Source organism: Streptomyces sp. GC420, assembly GCF_009916105.1.
Classification (GTDB): domain Bacteria; phylum Actinomycetota; class Actinomycetes; order Streptomycetales; family Streptomycetaceae; genus Streptomyces.
Genome location: NZ_JAAAXQ010000041.1, coordinates 1 through 24333, shown reverse-complemented (window position 1 = coordinate 24333; position 24333 = coordinate 1). Strand labels below are relative to the sequence as shown.

Here is a 24333-nt window from a genome sequence, read left to right as displayed (position 1 = left end):
CCCGCCCCGGCGGGCCACGAGGAACGCGGTGGGCTCCGGTCGCCCGCCGCGTTCCGCGTTCCCGGGGCATGCCCGGCGGCCGTGCGCGGCCGTGCGCCGGACGTCTCCGCGGGGGAGGCGGCCGGTACGAGGATTCCGCGCGGCCCGCTTCGTTCGGGTGGGTTGCCCGGAATCGGCCCTTCGCAGAGTTTCCGTCGCGGCGGGGGCTCGTTGTGCACCGCGAAGCGCCGTCGCGGTCCCGCCGGCCGGCAGGACACGCGGTCGGCCGCTTTCGGATGCCGCTCGAAGAAGGGGAAACAAGTGAAGTACGCGAAGGTCGCCGTCGCCGTCGCAGGTTCGGCCATGGCCGCGGGCATCGCGGCGCCCGCCGTCGCCGCCGACGCCATGCCGGTCCCGACCAGCCTGACCGGGGGCGTCAACACCCTGAGCAGCTCGCCCCTGAGCACTCCGCTGAGGAACGACTCCCTGGACACGGAGAAGCCGGGGTCGCTCGCGCACAACGCGGGCAAGGTGCTCGGCGAGGTGAACCGGGAGGTCGAGAAGGGCGGCGCGGCCAAGCTGCTCGGCGGGCTCCCGCTCGGCCGGTAGCGGCCCGGTGTACGCGGTGGCTCTGCGGGACGTGTGCCCGCGGAGCCATTTCGCGTTCCGGCCGGTTGCCCGAGGGTCTACTTGAGGGCGAGCACGAGAGCGTCGGAGGGCGAGCACCACACCGCGCGCGCCTCGCCGAAGCCGGCACCCCGCAGGGTCCGTACGTGCCAGTCCACGGATGGGGTGTCTCCGTCGGCGTGTTCGCCGTAGATCTCGAAGCGCCTGGCCGTGGGCTCGGCGAGTACGGGATCGGCCGCGGCCAGCCGCCACCAGTCGGCCCAGTCCGGCGTGCCCTGGGCCCTGGCGCGTTCCATGGCGGCGTGCCGGCGGGAGCGCTCGGCGGCGTTGATGCGGGGCGTGGTCTCGTCCGGCATGTGATCGGCGTTCATGAAGACGCCGCCGTCGCGGACGACCTGGGCGAGCTGCCCGTAGAGCGGGGCCAGTTCCCCGCTGTGCAGCCAGTGCAGGGCGGTGGCCGTCAGCACCGCGTCGTAGGAGCGGTGCGGGAGCCGGCCCGTCCAGCCGGGGTCCCTGAGGTCGGCGGTCACGAAGGAGACCCGCTCTTCGCCCGCGAAGTGGCCCCGGGCGATGGTGAGCAGGGCCGGGTCGAGGTCGACTCCGGTGCTGACGGCGTTCGGGAACCGCTTCAGCAGCCGGTCCGTGATACTTCCCGTACCGCAGGCGAGGTCGAGAACCTTCGGTTCGGGGCCCACCAGCGCCTCGACCATGTCCAGCATCACCCGGAAACGTTCCTCACGGTCGGGCATGTACAGCTCCTGCTGGCGGTCGAAGCTGTCCTGCCAGGCCTGCCAGTCGGCGGCGGGAACCGATCCGGTCTCCGTCTCCGTCATGAGAAACCTCCCCGATCACAGATACGTAATACCCTCGAACACGAGTTGCCCGTTACAAGACTCTAGACCGCCCCCGTAAGGACTACAAGTGGAACTGGCCTATTACTCGGATTACGCCGTCCGACTGGTGAACAGCGAGGAGCCGGGCCGCAACAAGGACACGCTCACCACCGTCGAGGCGGTACGGGACCTCTTCGGGGCCAACAGCCAGGGCGCCCGGCGCGCCACGGACGCCGACGTCACCCGCTTCCGGTCCGTGCGGGCGCGGCTGCGCGCCGTCTTCGAGGCGGCCGACTGCGGGGACGAGGTCCTCGCCGTGGACCTGCTCAACTCACTGCTGATGGAGTTCCCGGTCAGCCCGCAGATCTCCGGCCACGACCACCGCGACGACGACGGCCGGCCGCTGTGGCACATGCACCTCGCCGACCACCCGTCGAACGCCACCGCGGGCTACGCGGCGATCGCCTGCATGGGGCTCGCCTTCCACCTCACGGAGTACGGCGTGGACCGGCTCGGCCTGTGCCAGGCACCGCCGTGCCGCAACGCCTACCTCGACACCTCGACCAACCGGTCCAGGCGTTACTGTTCGGACCGCTGCGCGACCCGCGCCAATGTCGCCGCCTACCGCGCCCGCAAGCGCCTGGAGACCGAGCGGTCCGAGAGCACCGGGCGCAGCGCGGAGAACGCCCAGGACAGCAGTCCGGTCAGCGAGCGCTGACCCGCGGCCGGCGGCCGGTACCTGGCCCACACCCTGCCCAGGACCAGCTCCTCCGGCACCGTCCCGTAGTCGCTGCTGTCACCCCCGGCGAACGCGTTGTCGCCCAGCACCCACCAGCCGCCCTCGCGGCGCTCCACCGCGCGTTTGACGACGAGCAGGTCCTGCTGGAACGGGTGCCGCAGGACCACCACCTCTCCGGGGCGCACCCGGGCCCCGTACTGAACGAGCAGCTGGTCACCGTGCTGCAGCGTGGGCACCATCGAGGGCCCGTGTACCTCGGCGATCCCCAGCGGCGCCCGGGCCTGCTCACCACGTCCCGGTTTGCGGTCGTGCTCCGGCATCCGGCACCTCCCGGTCCGATCCTCCACCAGTCCCAGTCTGACCCCGGACTTTTGTCCTAAGCCCATGGGGGCACTCGCGAAAACCGGCCTCCCACGGAGTAATGTCCCACCTGAGAAGACGATCACGAGGAAGGACAGCTACATGCTCTCCCGCCTGTTTGCCCCGAAGGTGAAGGTCAGCGCGCACTGCGACCTGCCCTGCGGTGTCTACGACCCGGCCCAGGCCCGCATCGAGGCGGAGTCCGTCAAGGCCGTCCAGGAGAAGTACCAGGCCAACGAGGACCCGCACTTCCGTGCGCGGGCCACCCTCATCAAGGAGCAGCGTGCGGAGCTTGCCAAGCACCACGTGTCGGTGCTCTGGAGCGACTACTTCAAGCCCCCGCACTTCGAGAAGTACCCCGAGCTGCACCAGCTCATCAACGACACGCTGAAGGCGCTCAGCGCGGCCAAGGCCTCCACGGACCCGGAGACCGGCCAGAAGGCGCTGGACCACATCGCCCAGATCGACAAGATCTTCTGGGAGACCAAGAAGGCCTGATCTTGAATCAGGGCCTTTTGACCTGCGAGCTCCCCAGTCGCAGTGTCTCCCCTTCCGCACCCGGTCCGCAGGCCGCCGCACCCGGCGCCCCGACGGCCCGGGTGCGGTCTTCTCCCGGGCGCGTGCGCTACCGCCTCCTGAAGGATCTGGCGGCCCTGGCCGCCTCCTGCCGTTCGATCCCCGCGGGCACATAGGCCTTGCACCTGGGGTTGTGGCAGGGGCCCGGACCCCAGACCGGCACCCACGCCCCGAGGATCTTCCGCCGCTTCACGGCCGTCTCGACCGGCTGTTTGCACTCCGGGCAGACGTGCTGCTCGGTGCTCCGCGCGGTCCGGCCCGTCCCACTGGCCATGCTTGAAGGCTATTGCGGCACGGGCGCGCAGGCCAGCGGCACGGGCGCGCAGGCCAGGGGAGTGGCGTCAGCCCCGTGCCGACGGGACCGGCTCGCGCCACATCGGCCACATCCGCGGGCCGTCCGGCAGCTCGACGGTCCGGCCCAGGAACTCGAAGCCGAGGCGGACGTACAGGTCCCGGCTGCGCGCACTGCTCGCCTCCAGGTACGCCGCGACGCCCTCGCGGTCGCAGTCCTCCAGCACCGTGCTGATGAGCGCGGTGCCGATGCCCTCGCGCTGGCGCCCGGGGGCCACGGCGATCATCATCAAGTACTTGTGCTCCCTGCCGCGCGGGTGCAGCTCACCGGTCAGCCGGGCGATGAGCGAGCCGCGGTCGTCGCCCTCCGGCACCTCGTGCGGGGCGTCCGCGGGCACGTTCCGCCACAGGGCGACGGCCGAGGTGTCCTCGGTGATGTGCACGAAGCCCGACTCGCCGAGCGCGTCGTCGAGGAAGGCCGCTTCCAGGAAGGCGCCGTGCGCCACTCGGCGGTGTGCCTCGTCGGGGAAGAGCCAGCTGCTCACCGGGTCGTACATGAAGGCCTCGTCGAGTATGCCCACGACCGTCCGCCGGTCGCTCTCCCCCGCCCGCCTGATCCTGACGCCCATCCGAGTCCCGCTCCCCTTGGTGTCTCGGCCCGTCGGCCCACCCGTCGCTTCAACTGGCCTGCGCCATCCTAGACTTGACGATCAGCAGCGCGGCAGGGGACTCCGGGCGGGGGGAGCGGCCCGCCCGGCGCCCGGTCTCCTCGGCGCATGGGTGGCCCGGTCCGGCCGGCGCGCGTCGGCCGGACCGGGCCACCGCTCAGGCGCTCAGCCCGTCACCGCGTGCGCCTGGTCACGAACTCGGCGAGGGCCAGCAGGCCGTCCGCGTCCGCCGGTTCGGGAACCACCCTGGCGAGGTGGCCCACCGCACGGGACATGAGCTGCGCCGCCTGGGCCTGTGCCCAGTCACGGCCGCCCGCCCGTTCCACGGCGTCGGCGGCGCGGCGCACCGCGTCCTCGTCGAGCACACCCTCACCGGCGTAGACCGCGGCCAGTTCGGCCGCGGCCTCGGTGCCCGTGGCGAGCGCCGCGACCACCGGGAGGGACTTCTTGCGGGCCGCCAGATCCGCGCCGGACGGCTTGCCCGTGTGGGCTGGGTCGCCCCAGATGCCGATCAGGTCGTCGATGAGCTGGAAGGCGAGACCGGCCTCCCGCCCGAAGGAGTCCAGTGCCTCCACCTCCTCCCGGGTCGCCCCGGCGTACAGCCCGCCCAGGGCGCAGGCACAGCCGAGCAGGGCCCCCGTCTTGGCCCGCGCCATCGCCAGGCACTCGGCCGGCGCGACGTCACGGCGCTTCTCGAAGGCACAGTCCGCCTGCTGGCCCGCGCACAGTTCGACGATGCAGGTGGCCAGCCGGGCGGCGGCCGCGGGCGCGGCTGGGTGCGGGTCCTCGGCGAGCAGGCGCAGGGCGAGCGCCTGGAGCGCGTCGCCGGTGACGATGGCGTCGGGAACGCCGAACACCGTCCAGGCCGTGGGACGGTGGCGCCGGGTGCGGTCCCCGTCGATGACGTCGTCGTGCAGCAGGGTGAAGTTGTGGACCAGTTCCACGGCCACGGCGGCGCGCAGCGCCTGCGCGGGCTCGCCTCCCAGCGCCCGCGCGGCGGTCAGGACCAGGGCCGGTCTGATCGCCTTGCCGGTGCTCCGGCCGCCCGGCCCGTGGGTGTCACCCGGGGTGCGCCCGGCCGGGACGCCGTCGGCGGGCTCCCAGCCGAAGTGGTGCCTCGCGACCCGGGCCACGGCCTCCGGAAGTGATTCCACCGCGGCGCGCAGTTCGGGGTGGACGGTCGCCCTGGCGTGTTCGAGGAGCTCCGTGGCCTGCTGTCCCCCGCTCCCCTGTCCCCCGCTCCTCCCGGTCCGCCTCACGCCCGCCGCCGCTTCGGTCGCCGTCATGATCCGTTCCCCCTCGTGCGCTGCCGCGCCGCCCTGCCGTCGTGTGTCCTGTTGTCCCGATGCCGCGCCGCTGTCGCGGGCGCCTGTGGTGCCGGGGCGCGCAGGGGCGGGTGACCCGTCCGTGGCCCCGCGCGCCCCGGCACAGCCGCCTCAGTGCCAGCGGCCGATCTCGACGTTCTCCAGCACCCCCAGTGCGTCCGGCACCAGCACCGCCGCCGAGTAGTACGCCGTCACGAGGTACGAGATGATCGCCTGCTCGCTGATGCCCATGAAGCGCACCGACAGACTGGGCTCGATCTCGTCCGGGACGCCGGCCTGGCGCAGCCCGACGACGCCCTGCTCCTCCTCGCCCGTACGCATGCAGATGATCGAGGTCGTACGGGCGTCGGAGACGGGGATCTTGTTGCAGGGGAAGATCGGCACCCCGCGCCAGGCGGGCACCTGGTGCCCCTGGACCTCGACGGTGTCCGGGACCAGACCGCGCCTGTTGCACTCACGGCCGAACGCGGCGATCGCCTTGGGGTGGGCGAGGAACAGTTTGTTGCCGCGCCTTCTGCTGAGCAGTTCGTCCATGTCGTCGGGGCCGGGCACGCCGTCGTGCGGCTGGAGCCGCTGGTCGTACTCGCAGTTGTGGAGAAGGCCGAACTCCCGGTTGTTGACGAGCTCGTGCTCCTGGCGCTCCTTCAGTGCCTCCACGGTGAGCCGCAGTTGCTGCTCGGTCTGGTTCATCGGCTGGTTGTACAGGTCGGCGACCCGGGTGTGGATGCGCAGCACGGTCTGGGCGACGCTCAGCTCGTACTCGCGCGGTGCGGCCTCGTAGTCCACGAAGGTGTGCGGGATCACGGCTTCGCCGACATGGCCGGCTGAGAGGTCGATCGCCGCCTCGCCGTACTTGTTGGTCCGCTGCCGGGGGATGGAGCGGACCCGCTCCAGGTGGGCGCGCAGCGAGTCGGCACGGTCTGCGACGGCCAGGAAGTCCTGGCGGGTGAGGACCAGCACCGTGCAGTGGGTGTCCGCCCGCGCCGTGTATTCCCAGATCGCGTCCTCGTCGAGGAGGCTCTGGTCCCCGAAGTGGGAGCCGTCGGCGAGGACGCCGAGGACCGCGTCGTCGCCGTAGGGGCCGGGACCCACCTTCTCGATCCTGCCGTGCGCGACGAGGAAGACCTGGTCGGCCCGGCTGCCGAAGTGGGCGAGCACGGCCCCCGGCTCGAACTCCTGCTGCCGGCAGCGCTGGGCCAGCCTGGTCAGCACCTCCTCGTCGCCGTAGTCCCGCAGCGCGGGAAGTTCACCGAGCTCGGCCGGGATCACCTCGACCCGGTCACCGGTCTTCAGGAAGGTCACACGCCCGTCACCCACCGCGTAGCTCAGCCGGCGGTTGACCCGGTACGTACCACCCTGCACCTGCACCCAGGGCAGCATCCGCAGCAGCCAGCGGGAGGTGATCTCCTGCATCTGCGGGACGGACTTGGTGGTGGTTGCCAAGTTCCGCGCGGCGGAGGTCGCCAGGCTCTGCTGGCCGGAGTCCTGCCCTCCACGGATCTCGGTGCCCGCCTCGACCGACATACGACTCCCTCGCACTCTCTCGATCAGCCCGCTCCGAATGAGCCTCTGACCTGCGAGAGAAAGCCTGCCATCACGGAGTGTCGCCTTGCCATTACACAAACGAGTGGGAATGGATCACCGGGCACCGGGCAGTGGGCGGATGCTTTTCCGGCTTTTCGGATTCGCACTTGAGCCGAACACCTGGCTGTGCCGCGGGGGTTCGGGTACAAGCAAGCGGTACGGGGCGGTCCGCATCCGGCGGTCGTCACGCACCGCAAGCAAAGAGTGAGGAGGCGGCCATGGCCTCACCCATGTCCGCGAGCAGGTTTCTGCACATGCTGCGGAACGAAGGGCTGACCGTCGTCGAAGTGGGCGAGTGGCGGACCCACAACCGCAACCACAAGGGGCCCTGGGGCCCGGTGCACGGAGTCATGATCCATCACACCGTCACCTCCGGCAGCGCACGGACCGTGCGGATCTGCCGGGACGGATACGCCGACCTGCCCGGCCCCCTGTGCCACGGCGTGATCACCAAGGACGGCCGGGTCCACCTCGTCGGCTACGGCCGGGCCAACCACGCGGGTCTCGGCGACGACGAGGTCCTGCGGGCCGTGATCGCCGAGAAGGCCCTGCCGCACGACAACGAGGCCAACACGGACGGCAACCGGCACTTCTACGGCTTCGAGTGCGAGAACCTCGGCAACGGGGAGGACCCCTGGCCCGAGGCCCAGCTGGAAGCCATCGAGCGCGCCTCGGCGGCGATCTGCCGGCACCACGGCTGGACGGCGCGCTCGGTGATCGGGCACCTGGAGTGGCAGCCGGGGAAGGTGGACCCCCGGGGCTTCACGATGAAGAAGATGCGCAGCCGGATCGCGGAGCGCCTGAAGTGACCTCCGCGGCGGCGCCTCGGGCACGTACGGAGAGGCCGCCGTCCGGTCCCGCCCCACAGGTCACAACAGGCGATAAGGACACACAGGCCACACATGCGCCACAGGCCGCACAGGCCCGAACGAGCCCGCAGGGAGCGCGGCAACAATAGGCGGCAACAATAGGAGGATGACCAGTGGTGCGGCGCTCGACCTCGACGCCCTCGGACCCAGGCTGCCGTCTCCGCTGCTGCCGGTCGGGGACGAGCGTTTCGCCCGTCGCGGTCTGCGGCTGCTGCTCAAGCGCGACGACCTGATCCACCCCGCGCTGGTCGGCAACAAGTTCCGCAAGCTGACGCCAAGCCTGCGCGCCGCGGGCGGCCGGACGCTGCTCACCTTCGGCGGCGCCTATTCAAACCATCTGCGCGCCACCGCTGCCGCGGGCCGGCTGCTGGGCCTGCCCACGGTCGGAGTGGTCCGCGGCCACGAGCTCGCGGCCCGCCCTCTCAACCCGTCGCTGGCCCGCTGCGCGGCGGACGGCATGCGGCTCCACTTCATCGACAGATCGACTTATCGGCGCAAGGCCGAGCCGGAGGTGCTGGCCTCGATCCTGCGGGAGGTGTCCGGCGGGACGCACACCACGGACGCGCACACGACGGACCCCGACGCCACAGGCCCAGGCGCCCGGGCCTGTGGCGACGGCGGACAGGACCGGAACGGCGTTCTCGTCGTCCCCGAGGGGGGCAGCAACGCCCTCGCCGTACGGAACTGCGTGGCGCTGGGGCGGGAACTGGACGGTGTGGCCGACGTCGTCGGGATCGCCTGCGGCACCGGCGGAACGCTGGCGGGGATGGCGGCCGGGCTCGGCGCCGGGCAGCGCGCGATCGGGTTTCCCGTGCTCAGAGGTGGTTTTCTCGGGGCGGAGGTGGACCGGCTCCAGTACGAGGCCTTCGGCGGGCCGCGCGGAAACTGGCGGCTGGACGACCGCTTCCACGGCGGCGGGTACGCGAGGTCGACGCCCGAACTCGACGCCTTCGCGGAAGACTTCGAGAGGAGGCACGGGATACCCCTGGAACGTCTCTATGTCGCCAAGATGCTTTACGGACTCACCACGCTCGCCGGCGAGGGTGCGTTCCCCGCCGGCACATCCGTCGCCGCTGTGATCACCGGCAGCCCCGATCAGCCGCTCTCCTCCCGGTAGGCGGCCGCCTCCTCCAGGTCGAGCCGGCGCAGCAGCGTGCGCAGCATCTCGTCGTCGATGCGCCGCCGGTCGCGCAGTTCGACGAAGACCGAGCGTTCGGCGCCGATCATCTCCCTCGACAGCCGCCGGTAGGTCTGGTCCGCGGACTCCCCGGTGACCGGGTTGGGGGCGCCGAGCCGTTCCCAGACGCCGTTGCGGCGCCGTTCCAGGACCGAACGCAGCCGGTCGGCCAGCGGCCCCGGCAGGGCGTTGCGCTCGTCCGCGAGAAGTTCGCCGAGACGCCGTTCCGCGACTTGGGAGGCCGCGTTCTGTGCCTGCGCCTCGGCGAGCGTCTCCGCCTGCCTGTCCCGCCCCGGCAGGCGCAGCAGCCGGATCAGCCCCGGAAGGGTGAGCCCCTGCACGACCAGCGTGCCGATGACGGTGGTGAAGGTCAGGAACAGCACCAGGTTGCGGGCCGGGAACTCGCCGCCGTCGTGCACGGTCGCCGGGATCGAGAAGGCGATGGCCAGGGAGACCACCCCGCGCATCCCGGCCCAGCCGATCACGGTCGGCGCGGTCCAGTCGACGCCGGGCTCACGCTCGCGGATGCGGCGGGACAGCAGGCGCGGCACGTATGTCGCGGGGAAGACCCACAGGAACCGGGCCGCGACGACGGCGGCGAAGACCGCCAGCGCGTACCGCACCGCCTCGCCCTTCGCGTAACCGGCGAGGTCCCCGACGACCACCGGGAGCTGAAACCCGATGAGCGCGAAGACGGCCGATTCGAGGACGAAGGCGACCATCTTGAAGACGGCAGCCTCCTGGAGGCGGGTGGCGAAGTCCACCTGCCAGGAACGGTGCCCGAGGTAGAGCGCGACGACGACCACCGCGAGCACACCCGAGGCGTGCACCTGCTCGGCCGCCGCGTAGGCGAAGAACGGGATGAGCAGTGACAGCGTGTTCTGGAGCAGCGGCTCGGTGAGCCTGGTGCGCAGCCAGTGCAGCGGCACCATGAGGGCGAGGCCGACGCCGACGCCGCCGATCGCGGCGACGGCGAACTCGGCCAGGCCTCCCGCCCAGGTGGCGCCCTCGCCCACGGCGGCGGCCAGCGCGACGTTGTAGGCGGTGATGGCGGTCGCGTCGTTCACCAGCGACTCGCCCTGCAGGATCGTCGTCAGCCGGGAGGGCAGCCCCAGGCGGCGGGCGATCGCGGTGGCCGCGACGGCGTCCGGCGGGGCGATCACGGCGCCGAGGACCAGCGCGGCGGTCAGCGGCAGACCGGGCACGACGAGATACGCGATCCAGCCGACGGCCAGTGTCGCGAACAGCACGTAGCCGACGGACAGCAGCGCGACGGGCCGGACGTTGGCCCGCAGGTCGAGGTAGGAACTGTCGAGCGCCGCGGTGTGCAGGAGCGGCGGGAGCACCAGCGGCAGCACGATCTCGGGGTCGAGTTCATAGTGCGGCACGCCGGGGACGTACGAGAGGACGAGCCCGGCGGCGACGAGCAGCAGCGGCCCGGGGACCGGCGTCCTGCGCGCCGCGCCCGCGACGGCGGCGCTGCCCGCCACCAGCAGAAGCAGAGGCAATGCGTCCATCGTTTCGGGCCCGTTCCGTCTCGTCGGTACGTCGTACGCTTGGCCATCATGAGGGAATGCACGCACGTCGCGGACCTGCCGCGACCGGAGCCCGAACCGGGCGACAGGACGTGCCGGCAGTGCCTGGAGGCCGGCGTCCACCCGGTGCAGCTCCGGCTGTGTCTGGAATGCGGCCACGTCGGCTGCTGCGACTCGTCCCCCCTGCGGCACGCCACGGCGCATCACCGGCGGACGGGCCACCCGGTGATGCGGACCTTCGAGCCGGGGGAGAGCTGGCGTTGGTGCTATGTCGACGGTTCGATCGTCTGACGTGTGGGTACGTCAATCCGGCGCCGCCGCATCAGCCTTGGTCCCCCGGGTCCGGTCCCGTCCGCGATTTGGGGGCCGCAGACCCCTAGCCACTGTCCGTGCCCATATGCTTACCATGAGTGACAGCCCTGGGTTGGGGCCGGGTGACCCCGGGCGACACGGCGGCAAGGATCGCGATAGCGTCACCGGCGAAACACAGCATGACCGGGGAGTGACCCCCGGCCCCGAAAGAGCTTGTGCCCCCTTGGAGGTGAGGGTGTCCCAGATCGCAGGCGAGCCCGGTAACCAGGACTTCGTGGAAGTCCGGCTGCCCGCTGCGGGTGCCTATCTGTCGGTGCTGCGTACGGCCACGGCCGGCCTCGCCGCCCGTCTGGACTTCACCCTCGACGAGATCGAGGATCTGCGCATCGCCGTCGACGAGGCGTGCGCGATCCTGCTTCAGCAGGCCGTCGAGGGCAGTGTGCTCAGCTGCGTGTTCCGGCTCGTCGACGACTCCCTGGAAGTGACCGTCTCGGCTCCCACCACGGACGGCCGCGCCCCCGAGCGGGACACCTTCGCGTGGACGGTGCTGTCCGCACTGGCCGGGAAGGTCTCCTCCTCGGTCGCCGACGACCGTACGGTCAGCATCAGCCTGCACAAACAGCGTGGCGCCGGCCCCGGGCCGGCGTGAGGAACGGGGAAGGCCGGTGCGAAACGACGAGCGCAGCGCGCGGAGTGTCCCCCCGGGGGCTTCCGGCGACGAGGACCCGACGCTCCGCACGCCCGGTGTCCCGCCGGACACGCTGCCGGGCGTCCCGGAGCAGCAGGCCCGGCCGCACCCTGAGGAGCCAGAGCCGACGGTGGACGGCGCGGAGCAGGTGGAACGGCTGGGGAGGGGCGAACGTGAGGCGCTCTCCGTCGAGGGCCGCGGCGGGCGACGGGTGGGACACATGACCGAGCACGAGCACGACCGCGGGCCGCGGCTCGAACACCACGACCCGCAGGACCGCAGCGGGGCGCGGGCGATGTTCGTCGCCCTGCGCGAGCTTCCCGACGGCTCGCCGGAGCGTGCCGAACTGCGCAATCAGCTGGTGCGGATGCATCTTCCGCTGGTGGAGCACCTGGCCAGGCGGTTCCGCAACCGCGGTGAGCCGCTGGACGACCTGACCCAGGTCGCCACGATCGGGCTGATCAAGTCGGTGGACCGCTTCGACCCCGACAGGGGCGTGGAGTTCTCGACGTACGCCACGCCCACGGTGGTCGGCGAGATCAAGCGGCACTTCCGGGACAAGGGCTGGGCGGTGCGGGTGCCGCGGCGGCTGCAGGAGCTGCGGCTGTCGCTGACCACGGCCACCGCGGAGCTGTCCCAGCAGCACGGGCGCTCGCCGACGGTGCACGAGCTCGCGGAACGGCTCGGCATCTCGGAGGAGGAGGTCCTGGAGGGCCTGGAGTCCGCCAACGCGTACTCCACGCTGTCGCTGGACGTCCCGGACACCGACGACGAGTCCCCGGCCGTCGCCGACACCCTCGGCGCCGAGGACGAGGCCCTGGAGGGCGTCGAGTACCGCGAGTCGCTCAAGCCGCTGCTGGAGGATCTGCCGCCGCGCGAGAAGCGGATCCTGCTGCTGCGCTTCTTCGGCAACATGACCCAGTCGCAGATCGCGCAGGAGGTCGGCATCTCCCAGATGCACGTTTCCCGGCTGCTGGCGCGCACGCTCGCACAGCTGCGCGAGAAGCTCCTCGTCGAGGAGTAGCCCCGGCCGGCCGTTCCCGCCCGCCCCGGCGCACCGGGGCCCGCGCAGCCGGTGCTACGCGTCGCCGGGCGGCCGGATGCCCAGGGCGCGCGTGGCCGTCGGGTTGACCAGGAGCACCAGGGTGATGAGCGCCACGACGGCCAGGGCGTAGCCGGAGGGGACGAGCAGTCCGTCGCCCCCGGTCAGGGTCCAGGCGACCGGGAAAGCCAACAGCTGGGTGATCAGCGCCGGGCCGCGGCTCCAGCTGCGGCGGAAGTACAGCCCGCGGGCGGCGATCAGGGGGAGGGCCGCCAGCACGAGCATCGTGAGCCCGCCCGTCAGCGCCTGGCGCGGGCTGTCCGGGTCCCCCACCATCGTCTCGATCAGCATCGTCAGGCCCGCCGCGGCGAGCGCGGTGCCCTCGACGGCCACGAGGGCCGCTGCCGCGGTGAGCCGTGCGGGCCTGGGCCCCTCGGGCCCTTCAGACCGCTGGGCGGCGGCGGACGCCGCGGTGCCGGGCCCGCGGGTCTCCCCCGCGTCACGCCGGGGCCTGCGCTGCGCCGTGCCCTTGCGGGGCTTCTGCTTGCTGCTCACCACTGCAGGGTAATCCCCGTTCCCGCCCCGGCGGGCCGGGGGCCGCCCGCTCCGGCGGGCAAGGGCTGGGCCGGGGTACCCATGGGTAGGTAGGGTGCGAGTCATGCGCGCGCTTCTTGTGGTCAACCCGGCAGCCACCACCACCAGTGCCCGCACTCGCGATGTGCTGATCCACGCACTCGCCAGTGAGATGAAGCTGGAGGCCGTGACCACGGAGTACCGCGGGCACGCCCGCGACCTGGGGCGGCGGGCCGCCGAGAGCAGCGACGTGGACCTGGTCGTGGCGCTGGGCGGGGACGGAACGGTCAACGAGGTCGCCAACGGGCTGCTGCACGACGGGCCCGACCCGGAGCGGCTGCCGGGACTCGCCGTCGTACCGGGCGGATCCACCAATGTCTTCGCGCAGGCGCTCGGGCTGCCCAATGACGCCGTGGAGGCCACCGGCGTCCTGCTGGACGCGCTGCGCGAGAGACGGGAACGCACCGTCGGGCTCGGTCTCGCCTCCGGCACGCCGGGCAGCGACGACGAAGGGGTTCCGGCGCGCTGGTTCACCTTCAACGCCGGCCTGGGTTTCGACGCCGGGGTCGTCGGGAGAGTCGAACAGCACCGCGAACGTGGCAAGAAGTCGACGCACCCGCTCTACATACGCCAGGCGCTCCAGCAGTTCCTCAAGGACCCGCACCGCCTGCACGGGACGATCACTCTGGAACGGCCCGGCGAGGACCCGGTCGAGGGTCTGGTGCTCTCCATCATCTGCAACACCTCTCCCTGGACCTACCTGGGGAATCGGCCGGTGTACGCCGCCCCGCGGGCCTCTTTCGACACGGCCCTGGACGTGCTCGGCCTGAGCCGGATGTCCACCTTCGCGGTGACCCGGTACGCGACGCAGCTGCTGCTCTCGACGCCGGAGAAGGGGCCGCACGGCAAGCACGCGACCTCGCTGCACGACTTGACGGACTTCACCTTGCATTCGAAGGTGCCACTCCCGTTCCAGATGGACGGTGACCACCTGGGACTGCGAAAGAGCGTGACGTTCACAGGTGTACGCCGTGCACTGCGTGTGATTGTGTGAGTGGAAGGGCCGAAAGTCCTTTCAGTCGAACGTTTAGGCTGGGATCCACCCCCTGGAAGTACGGCTGTGACCTAGTCGACACCGAAGAATCAAAAAAAACTTTTCGGAAGGGGTTGTATCCGCCGTCGAGGTTTGCGAGTCTCTTCATGGCGATCGGGACGGCCGCTCAGACGGTGTCCACTGAGAGCCCGAACCCCTCCTCAGAACTCAGGACCACGCCGGGCATCCGGATGTCGGCCCTTCCCTTGTCGGGGGATTCGTGAAAGCGTTCACATTCACAAGCAACCCGCATGTAATACCAAGGAGATGGAGCAGCCATGGACTGGCGTCACAACGCCGTTTGCCGCGAGGAAGACCCCGAGCTGTTCTTCCCCATCGGCAACACCGGTCCCGCGCTGCTGCAGATCGAGGAAGCCAAGGCCGTCTGCCGTCGCTGCCCCGTCATGGAGCAGTGCCTGCAGTGGGCGCTCGAGTCCGGCCAGGACTCCGGCGTCTGGGGTGGCCTCAGCGAGGACGAGCGTCGCGCGATGAAGCGCCGCGCCGCCCGCAACCGGGCTCGCCAGGCCAGCGCCTGACACCCGCACCCCGCTACGAGCCCGAGCCCGGCGGCGCGTACAGAGAGTACGCAATCACCGCCCCCGAGCCGCAGCGCAGACCTCATTGAGCTTCGAGCCCCGGAACCGTATCGGTTTCGGGGCTTGCTGCTGTTCCGGCTTCCACCCGGCGCCCTGCGCGCGGGTACCCGCGCGCCGTCGGGCGCGGCACCCGCGGCGGCTCAGCGCTTCTCGGCCTGTACGGGAATGTCCAGTACGACCCGGGTTCCCCGTCCGGGCGCCGGTACGGGCTGCATGTCGAAGGTGCCGCCCAGCTCCCCCTCCACCAGGGTCCGCACGATCTGCAGGCCCAGATTGCCGGCCTTCTGGGGATCGAAGCCCCCGGGCAGCCCCCGGCCGTCGTCCTGCACGGTGAGCAGCAGCCGGGATTCGTCGCGCGTCCCGCCCCGTACCGCGGCGACCTCGACCGTGCCCTGCTCCCCCGGCGCGAAGGCGTGTTCCAGGGCGTTCTGCAGCACCTCGGTCAGGACCATGGACAGTGGGGTGGCGACCTGCGCGTCCAGGATCCCGAAGCGGCCGCTGCGCCGGCAGGTCACCGTGCCCGGGGAGATCTCGGCGACCATGGCGAGCACCCGGTCGGCGATCTCGTCGAACTCCACCCGCTCGTCGAGCGCCTGGGACAGGGTCTCGTGCACCACGGCGATCGAACCGACCCTGCGCACCGCCTCGTTGAGCGCCTCGCGCCCCTGCGGCGAGTCCATCCTGCGGGCCTGGAGACGCAGCAGGGCCGCGACCGTCTGGAGATTGTTCTTCACCCGGTGGTGGATCTCCCGGATGGTGGCATCCTTGGTGATCAACTCACGCTCACGGCGGCGCAGTTCGGTGACGTCGCGCAGCAGGACGAGCGAACCGATGCGCGGGCCCTTGGGCTTGAGCGGGATGACCCTCAGCTGCACGACGCAGTCGTTGCCCTCGACCTCGGTCCCGCGCGGCGCCCAGCCGCTGGCGAGCTTGACCAGCGCCTCGTCCACCGGCCCGCGGGACGGGGCGAGTTCGGCGGTGGCCGTGCCGAGGTGCAGGCCGACGAGGTCGGCGGCCAGCCCGAGCCGGTGGTAGGCGGACAGGGCGTTCGGTGAGGCGTACTGCACGACCCCGTCGGCGTCCAGCCTGATCAGCCCGTCGCCGACGCGCGGCGAGGCGTCCATGTCCACCTGCTCGGACGGGAAGGGGAAGGCCCCGGCCGCGATCATCTGGGCCAGGTCGGAGGCCGACTGGAGGTAGGTGAGCTCCAGCCGGCTCGGGGTCCGCACGGTGAGGAGGTTGGTGTTGCGGGCGATCACTCCCAGTACCCGGGCCTCGCGCCGCACCGGTATGGACTCGATCCGTACAGGGACCTCCTCACGCCACTCCGGGTCGCCCTCGCGTACGATCCGTCCCTCGTCCAGGGCGACGTCCAGCATCGGGCGCCGGCCACGCGGCACCATGTGGCCGACCATGTCGTCCTGGTAGGAGGTCGGGCCCGTATTGGGCCTCATCTGGGCGACCGAGACATAGCGGGTGCCGTCGAGCGTCGGGACCCACAGGACGAGGTCGGCGAAGGAGAGGTCGGAGAGCAGCTGCCACTCCGAGACCAGCAGATGCAGCCACTCGAGGTCCGTGTCGCTGAGGGCTGTGTGCTGGCGTACGAGGTCGTTCATGGAGGGCACGTCTGCGAGCGTACCCGCGCACCCGTGCGGGCCTGAACTTCTCGCCGGGGCGCGACGCCCGCCGCACCGTCCGTGACCGGCCCCGGAAAGACCCGCGGGCCGCGGCGCCGGGGCGGGACCCTCAACCCGCCCGGGCACCGCAGCCCGGAGTTGCATCGGCCTGCGGGTGTGCGGTCCCGTGGGCCGAGAGTGAGGCGGGCGCAGTCAGGGCAGAAGGCACCGACGCCTCGATTCCGTTCTCCTGTGCGGGGAGAGCGGAGGTCTTGTTCCGGACCGGGTGGGTCCGGGCCCCTTTTCGACCATTGTGGACTAGACCATTTATGGCTGTCCATGTCTGGTCGAAGTTTTGTTCACGCCCAAGCCTGCCCGCAGCCAACCGCCTGCACAAGGGATTCCGGCGACCATTCCGGCGACCAGCAGTGACCGGCTTCGCCGGGGGCCCGGCCGAGCCCCCGGCCCGCCAGGTCTGCCCGGTCCGCCCGGCGGACCGCGCCGGGAACCCGGCCGAGGGCGGCGGCCTCGCACACCGGCCCGCTTTCCGCCGCGGGGCGTCCCGGGCGGGCCGCTCGGACAGCCCGCACCTCCGCCGGACGGCCAGGGCGCCGCGCTCCAGCACCCGGCGCGGCACGGCGGGCCGCTCGGAATCTCGCCGGACGCGAGCCGGCCCGGCTGCCGCGCGCGGACACTCTGCACGCCCACCCCTCTTCGGCCGACCATGGCCGGGCGCCGGGGCGCCTGGTAGATTGACCCAAGATTGGTCTATACCACCAGCCCATCCGTCCACCCGCAGCTCTCAGATCGGCAGGTCCAGCGTGGAAGTCGTCATCGTCCCGGACGCCAAGGCAGGCGGCGAACTCGTCGCGCGAACCCTCGCGCAACTGCTGGCCCGCAAGCCCGACACGCTGCTCGGCGTAGCCACAGGCTCCACCCCCCTGCCCGTCTACCGCGCGCTGGCGGAGCTGGTCCGCTCCGGAGAGGCCGACGTCTCGCGAGCCCGGATCTGCCAGCTCGACGAGTACGTGGGACTGCCCGCGGGGCACCCGGAGTCGTACCGCTCGGTCGTCCTGCGCGAGGTGGTCGCGCCGCTCGGGCTCTCGCCGGAGGCGTTCATCGGTCCCGACGGGACCGCGGAGGACCTCCCGGCCGCGTGCGAGGCCTACGACCGTGCGCTCGCGGAGGCCGGAGGCGTCGACCTCCAGCTCCTCGGCATAGGCACCGACGGCCACATCGGCTTCAACGAACCCTGCTCCTCGCTGGCCTCCCGTACCCGCATCAAGACGCTCACCGAGCGGACCCGCGCCGACAACGCCCGCTTCTTCGGCGGCGACGTCGCCCAGGTGCCCCACCACGTCATCACGCAGGGCATCGGCACCATCCTCGACGCCCGCCACGTGGTCCTGCTGGCCACCGGCGAGGGCAAGGCGGAGGCGGTGGCCCAGGCCGTCGAGGGCCCGGTCGCCGCCGTCTGCCCGGCCTCTGCACTGCAGTTGCACCCGCACGCGACGGTCGTGGTGGACGAGGCGGCCGCGTCACGCCTGAAGCTGGCCGGCTACTTCCGCCAGACGTACGCGGCGAAGCCGCACTGGCAGGGCCTGTAGGGGGCCCGCGGAGTCCGCAAGGCACGCCCCGGAGCCGGACGACCGCCCACCCGGGTTGTCGCACGGCCCGCTCGAAGGCCGCGCGTGTGCCGCCCACCTCGCGAGCATGCGCCGATCATGTCCGCACTCGTCCCGAGGTGAGCGGCGGACGCGGCGTCAGGGGGCCGTGATGGCTTCCGCCGCCGCGCGGCCGCAGGCGCGGGACGCGCCGTGGGTGGCGATGTGGAGCGCGCCGCAGGGCGGAGCCTGCGGGACTCCCATCTCGACGACCACCGTGTCGGGACGCGCCGCGAGCAGTGCGGCCAGCGCCCCGGCCATCCAGGGATGACGGTGGACGTCCCGCACGACCGCGACGACGCGCCGGTCGCCGGCCTCCCGCAGCAGCCGCTCGGGCTCGGAGCGCGGGTAGTTGCCGGTCGTGGTGCCCGGCAGCAGCCGGGCCAGTTCCGCGGCGACGCCCCACGGGGTCTCGTCGCCGACCGCGAAGTTCGCGACGGGGGTGAAGGCGGCGACGTAGGGGGCGGCCGCGATCGGTTCCCAGCCCGCGCTCCGTGTGATCCGCAGGGCGCGGCGGGCCGCCTCCAGGCCGATTCCCGGGTCGGCGGGCCCCGCGTCGCGGGAGCGTCCGCCGGTCCAGGCACCCAGCGCACGCACCCGTGCCGCCGCGTCCGCGAGCCGCTCCTCCGGGAGTTCGCCGTCGCGCACGGCCGAGACGAGCGCGTCGCGCAGCCGCAGCACCGTCTCCTCGTCGGCGAGGCCGCCGCCCACGCAGATCGCGTCGGCGCCCGCGGCAACCGCGAGCACCGAGCCGCGCTCGATGCCGTACGTCGCGGAGACGGCCTGCATCTCCATGCCGTCGGTGACGATCAGCCCGTCGAAGCCGAGATCGCCCCGGAGCAGCCCGGTGAGCACCGTGGGGCTGAGGGTCGCGGGGCGGGAGGGGTCGAGGGCGGGAAGCAGGATGTGGGCGCTCATCACCGCCTTCGTGCCGGCCGCGACGGCCGCCCGGAACGGTGCCAGTTCACGGTCGTGCAGTGTCCGCGCGTCCGCGTCGATGCGTGGCAGCGCGTGGTGGGAATCGACGCTGGTGTCGCCGTGGCCGGGGAAGTGCTTGGCGCAGGCGGCGACGCCGGCGGCCTGGAGGCCCTCGACGTAGGCCGCGGTGTGCCGGGCCACCAGTGCGGGGTCGGCGCCGAAGGAGCGTACGCCTATGACCGGGTTGCCGGGGTTGGAGTTGACGTCGGCACTGGGCGCCCAGTTGAGGTTCACCCCGCACTCGGCGAGGCGCCGGCCCAGCTCGTGCGCGACGGCGCGGGTCAGCGCGGGGTCGTCCACGGCGCCGAGTGCGTGGTTGCCGGGGAAGGAGGAGCCGGTGCGCACTTCGAGGCGGGTGACGTCGCCGCCCTCCTCGTCGATGGCGACCAGGACGTCGGGGCGCTCGGCGCGCAGCTGGGCGGTGAGTCCGGCGAGTTGGTCCGGTGTGGCGATGTTGCGGCCGAAGAGGCCCACCGAGTACAGGCCTTCACCGAGGCGGCGCAGCAGCCAGTCGGGGGCGCTGGTGCCGGTGAAGCCGGGCTGGAGCACGGCGAGGGCGTCGCGGGTCAGGGTCTCGCTGGCGAAGGTCGTCATTGATCCGTCAGCCCTTCACTGCGCCGGAGGTGAGCCCCGCGGCCATCTTCCCTTGGATGATCATGAAGAAGACGACGACCGGGAGGGCGATCAGGGTGGAGGCGGCCATCAGCGCGCCGTAGTCCGTTCCGCGCTCGGTGGTGAAGGTCATCAGCCACACGTTGAGCGTGTACTTGTCGTTGTCGTTCATCAGGATGTACGCGAAGAGGTACTCGTTCCACGCGTTCACCAGCGCGAAGATGGACGCGGCCGTGAGCCCGGGTGCCAGCAGCGGGAAGACGACCCGCCGGAAGGCTCCCATCCGTGTGCAGCCGTCGACCATGGCCGACTCCTCCAGCTCCACCGGGATGTTGACCACGAAACCGCGGATCATCACGACGGCGAACGGCAGTGTGGAGACCAGGTAGACGACGATCAGCCCCCAGTACTCGTTGAGTCCGCCCATCGCGTTCAGTTGTGCGTAGATGGGGATGAGCATCGCGGTCGGCGGCAGCATCTGGACCAGGATCAGCACCATCAGCAGCGAGCGGCGGCCGAAGAAGCGGAAGCGGCCGATCGCGAGGGCGGCGAGCGTCGCGATGATCATGCCACCGATCACGGCGGTGACGGAGACGACCAGGCTGGACTGGATGGCGGTGTAGAAGTTCTCCTTCCGCACCGCCCGCGCGAAGTTGTCGAAGGTGATCGAGGAGGGCCACAGCGTCTGGTCGTACGAGCGGATCTCGTGGTTGGGGCGCAGCGCGCTGACCACCAGCCAGTAGACCGGGAAGGCCATGACCACGGTGCAGACGAGCCCGGTGACGTTGTAGCCGAGCCGGCTCTTCCTCCGGTGGGGCCGGGCCGGCCGCGGGGCCCGTCCCCCGGCCGCGGCGGAGGCCCCGGGCGCACGGGGCGTGCCGGACGCGCCGGACACGGTGGAGGTGCTCATTCGACCTCTCCTGTCTTCATCAGCTGGCGCAGGTAGTACACGGCCACGCCGGACAGCAGCAGCACGGTGATCAGGGCGATCGCGGTGCCCTGGCTGAAGGAGGTGGACTCGAAGGCCTTGGAGAAGGAGTAGAGGCCGAGGGTCTCGTACTCCGGTTCCGGCTTGTTGCCGCGCAGCAGCCATATCTGGCCGAAGACGTTGAAGTCCCAGATCACGGAGAGGGTGGCGACCATGGTGAAGACCGGCTTGATGACCGGCCAGGTGACGAAGCGGTAGACGCCGTAGGGACTGGCACCGTCCAGCTGGGCGGCCTCCTCCAGTTCCTTGGGGACCTGGGTGAGGGCGGCGTAGAGCGTGACGACGACGAACGGGATCGCGCCCCAGACGACGAGCGCGGTGATGACCGCGAAGCCCTGCCAGGGGTCGAGGAACCAGTTGTGGCCGAGGAAGTCCTCGCCGGCGACCTTGGCGATCAGCGTGTTGACCAGGCCGTAGTCGGAGTCGGCGAGCCAGCGGAAGATGGAGGAGGCCACCAGCAGCGGCATCGACCAGGCGGCGACGAGCGCCGCCGTCAGTGTGAGCCGCACCCAGGTGGACAGCCGCTGCATCAGCAGGGCCATCAGCAGCCCCACTCCCATGGTCAGGGCGACGCACACGGTCATGAACAGGACCGTGCGGCCGGTGACCGACCAGAACTCCGGGTCGCCGAGGATGTTCGTGAACTGCTCGAACCCCACCCACGGCGGGTCCTCTCCGGTCCACAGCTCCCGGCGTCCCATGTCCTGGAAGGACATGATGACCGTCCTGGCCAGCGGATAGGCGTAGACGGCGGCGATCGCCACGATCGCCGGGAGGATCAGGAAGTACGGCAGCAGCGCGCCCTTGTTCCTGCGGTTCCGCCTCGCCGGGTGGTGGCCCAGGTCCTCGGGTGCGCGAGGCACCTGTGCCGGCGGGCCCGCGGCCCGGGTGTCAACGGCAGTCACGTGACTGGCCCTTCCATTCGCTCTCTGATCCGGACTGTCCGGACCGGGCCGGACGCTCCGCGGCGCGCCGGGGGTGCCGGGGGGTGCCCCACCGTCCCGGCATGTGCGCCGGGACGGCCGGGATGCGCCGGGCGGGGGCGGGGCGGGGCCCGGTGGACGGCGCCGGGCCCCGCCCGCGGCCTCAGGACTCCTGGTTGATCAGCTCGTTGATCTCGGCGTCGGCCTCCTTGGCCGCGTCGGCCACGGAGTCGCCCTTGAGGATGGCCAGGAGCATGTTCTCCAGGACCTCCTCCTTCTCGATGGAGGTCCAGCCCGGGGCGATGGGCGTGAACCAGGCGTCCGGCACGGCGTTGGCGATCGGAGCGGTCTCCGGCTTCGCCTTCAGCGGCTCGAGCTGCTTGGTGTTGTTCGGGAGGATGTTCTTGGAGGTGAGGACTTCCTGCGACTTCTCACTGGTGAACATCGAGACCCAGTCCTCGGCCAGGTCGGAGACCTTGGACTTGCTGGTCACGGCGAGGTCGGAGCCGCCGATGAAGGAGGGCAGCGCCTTGCCGTTCGGACCGGGCATGCCGGCGGTGGAGATCTTGCCCTCCAGCTTCGGGTTGCCGTTGTTCTTGCCGTCGACGACGGAGCCGGCCTCCCAGCCGTTGCCGTAGATCACGGCGGCCTTCTCGTTCGCCATGACGTTGGCGTGGTCCTGCTCGTCCTTGGTCTGGTCGGCCTTGTTGTACTTCTTGACCAGGTTGACGAAGTGCTCGATGCCCTTCTGGGAGTCGGGCGAGGAGAGCGAGGCCTTCCACTCCTTCGCGCCCTCGTCGTACTCGGCGATGCTGCCGCCGTAGGCGGCGACGTACGACATGGCGGCGTACCAGTAGCGGCCCGGCAGGTAGAGGGGCGAGAAGCGCCTGTCCTTCTTGCCGTACTCGGCCTGGACCTTGTCCATCGCGGCGAGCAGCTCGTCCTCGGTGGCCGGGAGCTTGTCGCTGCCGGTGCCCTTCTTGAGCATCTCGGTGTTGTAGATCGCGACGCGTGCGCCCGCGTAGTAGGGGACGCAGTAGAGCTTCCCCTCGAAGGAGCAGGTGTCCTTCAGGCCCTGGATCCAGGTGTCGGAGTTGTCGTACTTCGCGGGATCGATCTCGGCGAGCGCCCCGTTGAGGATGTACTGCATCGTCTCGGTGTTGCCGAGTTCGACGACGTCCGGGAAGGAGTCGCCGCCCAGCGCGGTGTCCAGCTTCTTGGCCTTGTCGGCCCACTGCTGGTACTGCACCTTGACGTCGACCTTGGGGTACTTCTTCCTGAACTGCGCGTTGACGTCCTTGACCAGCTCGGGCCAGGTGCTCTGCGCGTCCACCATCAGCCAGACCGTGAGCGTCTCGTCGCGGTCCTTGGGGTCCTTGGCGGAGTTGTCACCGCCGTCGGAGCCACAGGCCACGGCCCCGGCCATCATCGCCGCCACACCGACCGCCGAAATGAGCTTGCGCTTCACGTCACCCTCCTCAGGGAAACCAGCAACCCCCCTGCCCACCGCGGTGACATACGACTGAGGTACTGCCCGTGGGGCCGGGTTCCGGTCCTTAATGGTTTAGACCAGTACCGGGAGCTTGGCCTAGACCTTTAGGGGTGTCAAGGGTGTATAAGAGGGCTGCCGCGTCCCGTTACCGGACCGACACCTGAGACCGGAAGACGTCCCGTGACCGGACCGTGCCACCATGTGAGCCGCAAGAGTCGGAGGAGCCGGTGACGGCAGCAGCACAGAAGTCGGAGAGGCGGGCCATGGGCACCGACGGGGGCAGCACGCAGAACGAGGCCGGCAACGGGGCCGCCACCCGGACGGCGCGCGTGCCCAAGTACTACCGCCTGAAGCGTCATCTCCTGGAGATGACCGAGACCCTGCCGCCCGGCACGCCGGTGCCGCCCGAGCGCACCCTCGCCACCGAGTTCGACACCTCGCGCACGACGGTCAGGCAGGCGCTCCAGGAACTGGTCGTCGAGGGCCGGCTGGAGCGCATCCAGGGCAAGGGCACCTTTGTCGCCAAGCCCAAGGTCTCCCAGGCGCTCCAGCTCACCTCGTACACCGAGGACATGCGCGCCCAGGGACTGGAGCCCACCTCGCAGCTCCTCGACATCGGCTACATCACCGCGGACGAGACCCTCGCGGGGCTGCTGGACATCGCCGAGGGAAGCAGGGTACTGAGGATCGAGCGGCTGCGGCTCGCGAGCGGCGAGCCGATGGCGATCGAGACCACGCACCTCTCCGCGAAACGCTTCCCTGCACTGCGCCGCTCCCTGGCGAAGTACACCTCGCTCTACACGGCGCTGGCCGAGGTGTACGACGTCCACCTCGCGGAGGCCGAGGAGACCATCGAGACCTCCCTGGCCACCCCGCGCGAGGCGGGCCTGCTCGGCACGGACGTCGGACTGCCGATGCTGATGCTCTCCCGCCACTCGCTCGACGCCAACGGCGAGCCGGTGGAATGGGTGCGCTCGGTCTACCGCGGCGACAGGTACAAGTTCGTCGCGAGGCTTCAGCGGCCGAAGGCCTGAAACGCACGGAACCGGAACACCCCCGGCCGGGGGTCCGGGGGTCGACACCCGGGACAACACAGCGTCGCGAGGCTTCAGCGGCCGAAGGCCTGAAACGCACGGAACCGGAACACCCCCGGCCGGGGGTCCGGGGGTGTTCCGGTTCCGTGCGTTTCAGGC

At 71.2% G+C, this 24333-nt stretch carries 25 protein-coding genes; 12 read left to right on the top strand and 13 right to left on the bottom strand.

The window, feature by feature from the left end:
• Positions 1-300 precede the first annotated feature (300 nt).
• On the top strand, positions 301-588 hold the full coding sequence (locus GUY61_RS08180) for a hypothetical protein (protein ID WP_166629398.1): 288 nt from the start codon (positions 301-303) through the stop codon (positions 586-588).
• A 77-nt stretch (positions 589-665) separates the two neighbouring features.
• Here the strand turns inward: GUY61_RS08180 and GUY61_RS08175 are convergent, their stop codons facing one another.
• The gene (locus GUY61_RS08175; protein ID WP_166629397.1) at positions 666-1439 is read right to left on the bottom strand and encodes a trans-aconitate 2-methyltransferase; all 774 of its coding nucleotides are present in this window, start codon (positions 1437-1439) and stop codon (positions 666-668) included.
• 88 nt (positions 1440-1527) lie between these two features.
• On the opposite strand from GUY61_RS08175, the gene GUY61_RS08170 reads away from it, so the two are divergent.
• Positions 1528-2157, top strand: a complete 630-nt coding sequence (locus GUY61_RS08170; protein WP_166629396.1) for an ABATE domain-containing protein — start codon at positions 1528-1530, stop codon at positions 2155-2157.
• Here GUY61_RS08170 and sodX read toward each other — a convergent pair.
• On the bottom strand, positions 2061-2498 hold the full coding sequence (gene sodX, locus GUY61_RS08165) for a nickel-type superoxide dismutase maturation protease (protein WP_166629395.1): 438 nt from the start codon (positions 2496-2498) through the stop codon (positions 2061-2063). The genes GUY61_RS08170 and sodX overlap by 97 nt on opposite strands.
• A gap of 142 nt (positions 2499-2640) precedes the next feature.
• Between sodX and sodN the strand changes: the two genes are divergently transcribed.
• Entirely contained in the window at positions 2641-3036 is a 396-nt protein-coding gene (sodN, locus tag GUY61_RS08160; protein ID WP_166629394.1) for a superoxide dismutase, Ni, read from the top strand.
• A gap of 127 nt (positions 3037-3163) precedes the next feature.
• On the opposite strand, the gene GUY61_RS08155 is transcribed toward sodN, so the two are convergent.
• The 4 genes from GUY61_RS08155 to GUY61_RS08140 all read right to left on the bottom strand — a co-directional run bounded on the left by GUY61_RS08155 (position 3164) and on the right by GUY61_RS08140 (position 6922).
• On the bottom strand, positions 3164-3388 hold the full coding sequence (locus GUY61_RS08155) for a hypothetical protein (protein ID WP_166629393.1): 225 nt from the start codon (positions 3386-3388) through the stop codon (positions 3164-3166).
• A gap of 67 nt (positions 3389-3455) precedes the next feature.
• Complete coding sequence (locus GUY61_RS08150; RefSeq protein WP_166629392.1) at positions 3456-4034, bottom strand: GNAT family N-acetyltransferase; 579 nt, start codon at positions 4032-4034, stop codon at positions 3456-3458.
• 212 nt (positions 4035-4246) lie between these two features.
• On the bottom strand, positions 4247-5359 hold the full coding sequence (locus GUY61_RS08145) for a family 2 encapsulin nanocompartment cargo protein polyprenyl transferase (RefSeq protein ID WP_166629391.1): 1113 nt from the start codon (positions 5357-5359) through the stop codon (positions 4247-4249).
• 150 nt (positions 5360-5509) lie between these two features.
• Positions 5510-6922: a family 2B encapsulin nanocompartment shell protein gene (locus GUY61_RS08140; protein ID WP_166629390.1), complete on the bottom strand. Its 1413-nt coding sequence runs from the start codon at positions 6920-6922 to the stop codon at positions 5510-5512.
• 278 nt (positions 6923-7200) lie between these two features.
• On the opposite strand from GUY61_RS08140, the gene GUY61_RS08135 reads away from it, so the two are divergent.
• Entirely contained in the window at positions 7201-7791 is a 591-nt protein-coding gene (locus tag GUY61_RS08135) for an N-acetylmuramoyl-L-alanine amidase (RefSeq protein WP_166629389.1), read from the top strand.
• Between the two features lie 166 nt (positions 7792-7957).
• Positions 7958-8968 carry a 1-aminocyclopropane-1-carboxylate deaminase/D-cysteine desulfhydrase gene (locus tag GUY61_RS08130; RefSeq protein ID WP_166629388.1) on the top strand — a complete coding sequence of 337 codons (1011 nt, stop codon included), beginning with the start codon at positions 7958-7960 and terminating at the stop codon, positions 8966-8968.
• Here GUY61_RS08130 and GUY61_RS08125 read toward each other — a convergent pair.
• Entirely contained in the window at positions 8947-10545 is a 1599-nt protein-coding gene (locus tag GUY61_RS08125) for a Na+/H+ antiporter (protein WP_166629387.1), read from the bottom strand. The genes GUY61_RS08130 and GUY61_RS08125 overlap by 22 nt on opposite strands.
• A 48-nt stretch (positions 10546-10593) precedes the next feature.
• On the opposite strand from GUY61_RS08125, the gene GUY61_RS08120 reads away from it, so the two are divergent.
• The 3 genes from GUY61_RS08120 to GUY61_RS08110 all read left to right on the top strand — a co-directional run bounded on the left by GUY61_RS08120 (position 10594) and on the right by GUY61_RS08110 (position 12587).
• Positions 10594-10854 carry a UBP-type zinc finger domain-containing protein gene (locus GUY61_RS08120; RefSeq protein ID WP_166629386.1) on the top strand — a complete coding sequence of 87 codons (261 nt, stop codon included), beginning with the start codon at positions 10594-10596 and terminating at the stop codon, positions 10852-10854.
• 256 nt (positions 10855-11110) lie between these two features.
• Positions 11111-11524, top strand: a complete 414-nt coding sequence (locus GUY61_RS08115) for an anti-sigma regulatory factor (RefSeq protein ID WP_166629385.1) — start codon at positions 11111-11113, stop codon at positions 11522-11524.
• A 112-nt stretch (positions 11525-11636) separates the two neighbouring features.
• Positions 11637-12587, top strand: coding sequence for an RNA polymerase sigma factor SigF (locus GUY61_RS08110; RefSeq protein WP_243766271.1), 951 nt, complete (start codon positions 11637-11639; stop codon positions 12585-12587).
• Positions 12588-12641: 54 nt separating this feature from the next.
• Here GUY61_RS08110 and GUY61_RS08105 read toward each other — a convergent pair whose 3' ends face one another.
• Positions 12642-13160: a hypothetical protein gene (locus GUY61_RS08105; RefSeq protein ID WP_313896570.1), complete on the bottom strand. Its 519-nt coding sequence runs from the start codon at positions 13158-13160 to the stop codon at positions 12642-12644.
• Between the two features lie 103 nt (positions 13161-13263).
• Between GUY61_RS08105 and GUY61_RS08100 the strand changes: the two genes are divergently transcribed.
• Both GUY61_RS08100 and GUY61_RS08095 read left to right on the top strand, forming a co-directional pair.
• On the top strand, positions 13264-14232 hold the full coding sequence (locus GUY61_RS08100) for a diacylglycerol kinase family protein (protein WP_166629383.1): 969 nt from the start codon (positions 13264-13266) through the stop codon (positions 14230-14232).
• Between the two features lie 317 nt (positions 14233-14549).
• Positions 14550-14807 carry a WhiB family transcriptional regulator gene (locus GUY61_RS08095; RefSeq protein ID WP_016639615.1) on the top strand — a complete coding sequence of 86 codons (258 nt, stop codon included), beginning with the start codon at positions 14550-14552 and terminating at the stop codon, positions 14805-14807.
• A 200-nt stretch (positions 14808-15007) separates the two neighbouring features.
• On the opposite strand, the gene GUY61_RS08090 is transcribed toward GUY61_RS08095, so the two are convergent.
• On the bottom strand, positions 15008-16483 hold the full coding sequence (locus GUY61_RS08090) for a sensor histidine kinase (protein WP_166629404.1): 1476 nt from the start codon (positions 16481-16483) through the stop codon (positions 15008-15010).
• Positions 16484-17304: 821 nt separating this feature from the next.
• Between GUY61_RS08090 and nagB the strand changes: the two genes are divergently transcribed.
• Positions 17305-18090, top strand: coding sequence for a glucosamine-6-phosphate deaminase (gene nagB, locus GUY61_RS08085; RefSeq protein ID WP_166629382.1), 786 nt, complete (start codon positions 17305-17307; stop codon positions 18088-18090).
• 156 nt (positions 18091-18246) lie between these two features.
• Here the strand turns inward: nagB and GUY61_RS08080 are convergent, their stop codons facing one another.
• From GUY61_RS08080 to GUY61_RS08065, 4 genes are all read right to left on the bottom strand, one after another.
• Positions 18247-19719: a glycoside hydrolase family 3 protein gene (locus tag GUY61_RS08080; protein WP_166629381.1), complete on the bottom strand. Its 1473-nt coding sequence runs from the start codon at positions 19717-19719 to the stop codon at positions 18247-18249.
• Between the two features lie 7 nt (positions 19720-19726).
• Positions 19727-20647, bottom strand: coding sequence for a carbohydrate ABC transporter permease (locus tag GUY61_RS08075; RefSeq protein WP_166629380.1), 921 nt, complete (start codon positions 20645-20647; stop codon positions 19727-19729).
• Positions 20644-21630 carry a carbohydrate ABC transporter permease gene (locus GUY61_RS08070; RefSeq protein ID WP_166629379.1) on the bottom strand — a complete coding sequence of 329 codons (987 nt, stop codon included), beginning with the start codon at positions 21628-21630 and terminating at the stop codon, positions 20644-20646. Before GUY61_RS08070 ends, GUY61_RS08075 begins: the two co-directional genes overlap by 4 nt.
• Before the next feature lie 181 nt (positions 21631-21811).
• On the bottom strand, positions 21812-23116 hold the full coding sequence (locus GUY61_RS08065; protein WP_166629378.1) for a sugar ABC transporter substrate-binding protein: 1305 nt from the start codon (positions 23114-23116) through the stop codon (positions 21812-21814).
• Between the two features lie 287 nt (positions 23117-23403).
• Here GUY61_RS08065 and GUY61_RS08060 point away from each other — a divergent pair, with 287 nt between their 5' ends.
• Positions 23404-24174, top strand: a complete 771-nt coding sequence (locus GUY61_RS08060; protein ID WP_166629403.1) for a GntR family transcriptional regulator — start codon at positions 23404-23406, stop codon at positions 24172-24174.
• Positions 24175-24333: the final 159 nt, after the last annotated feature.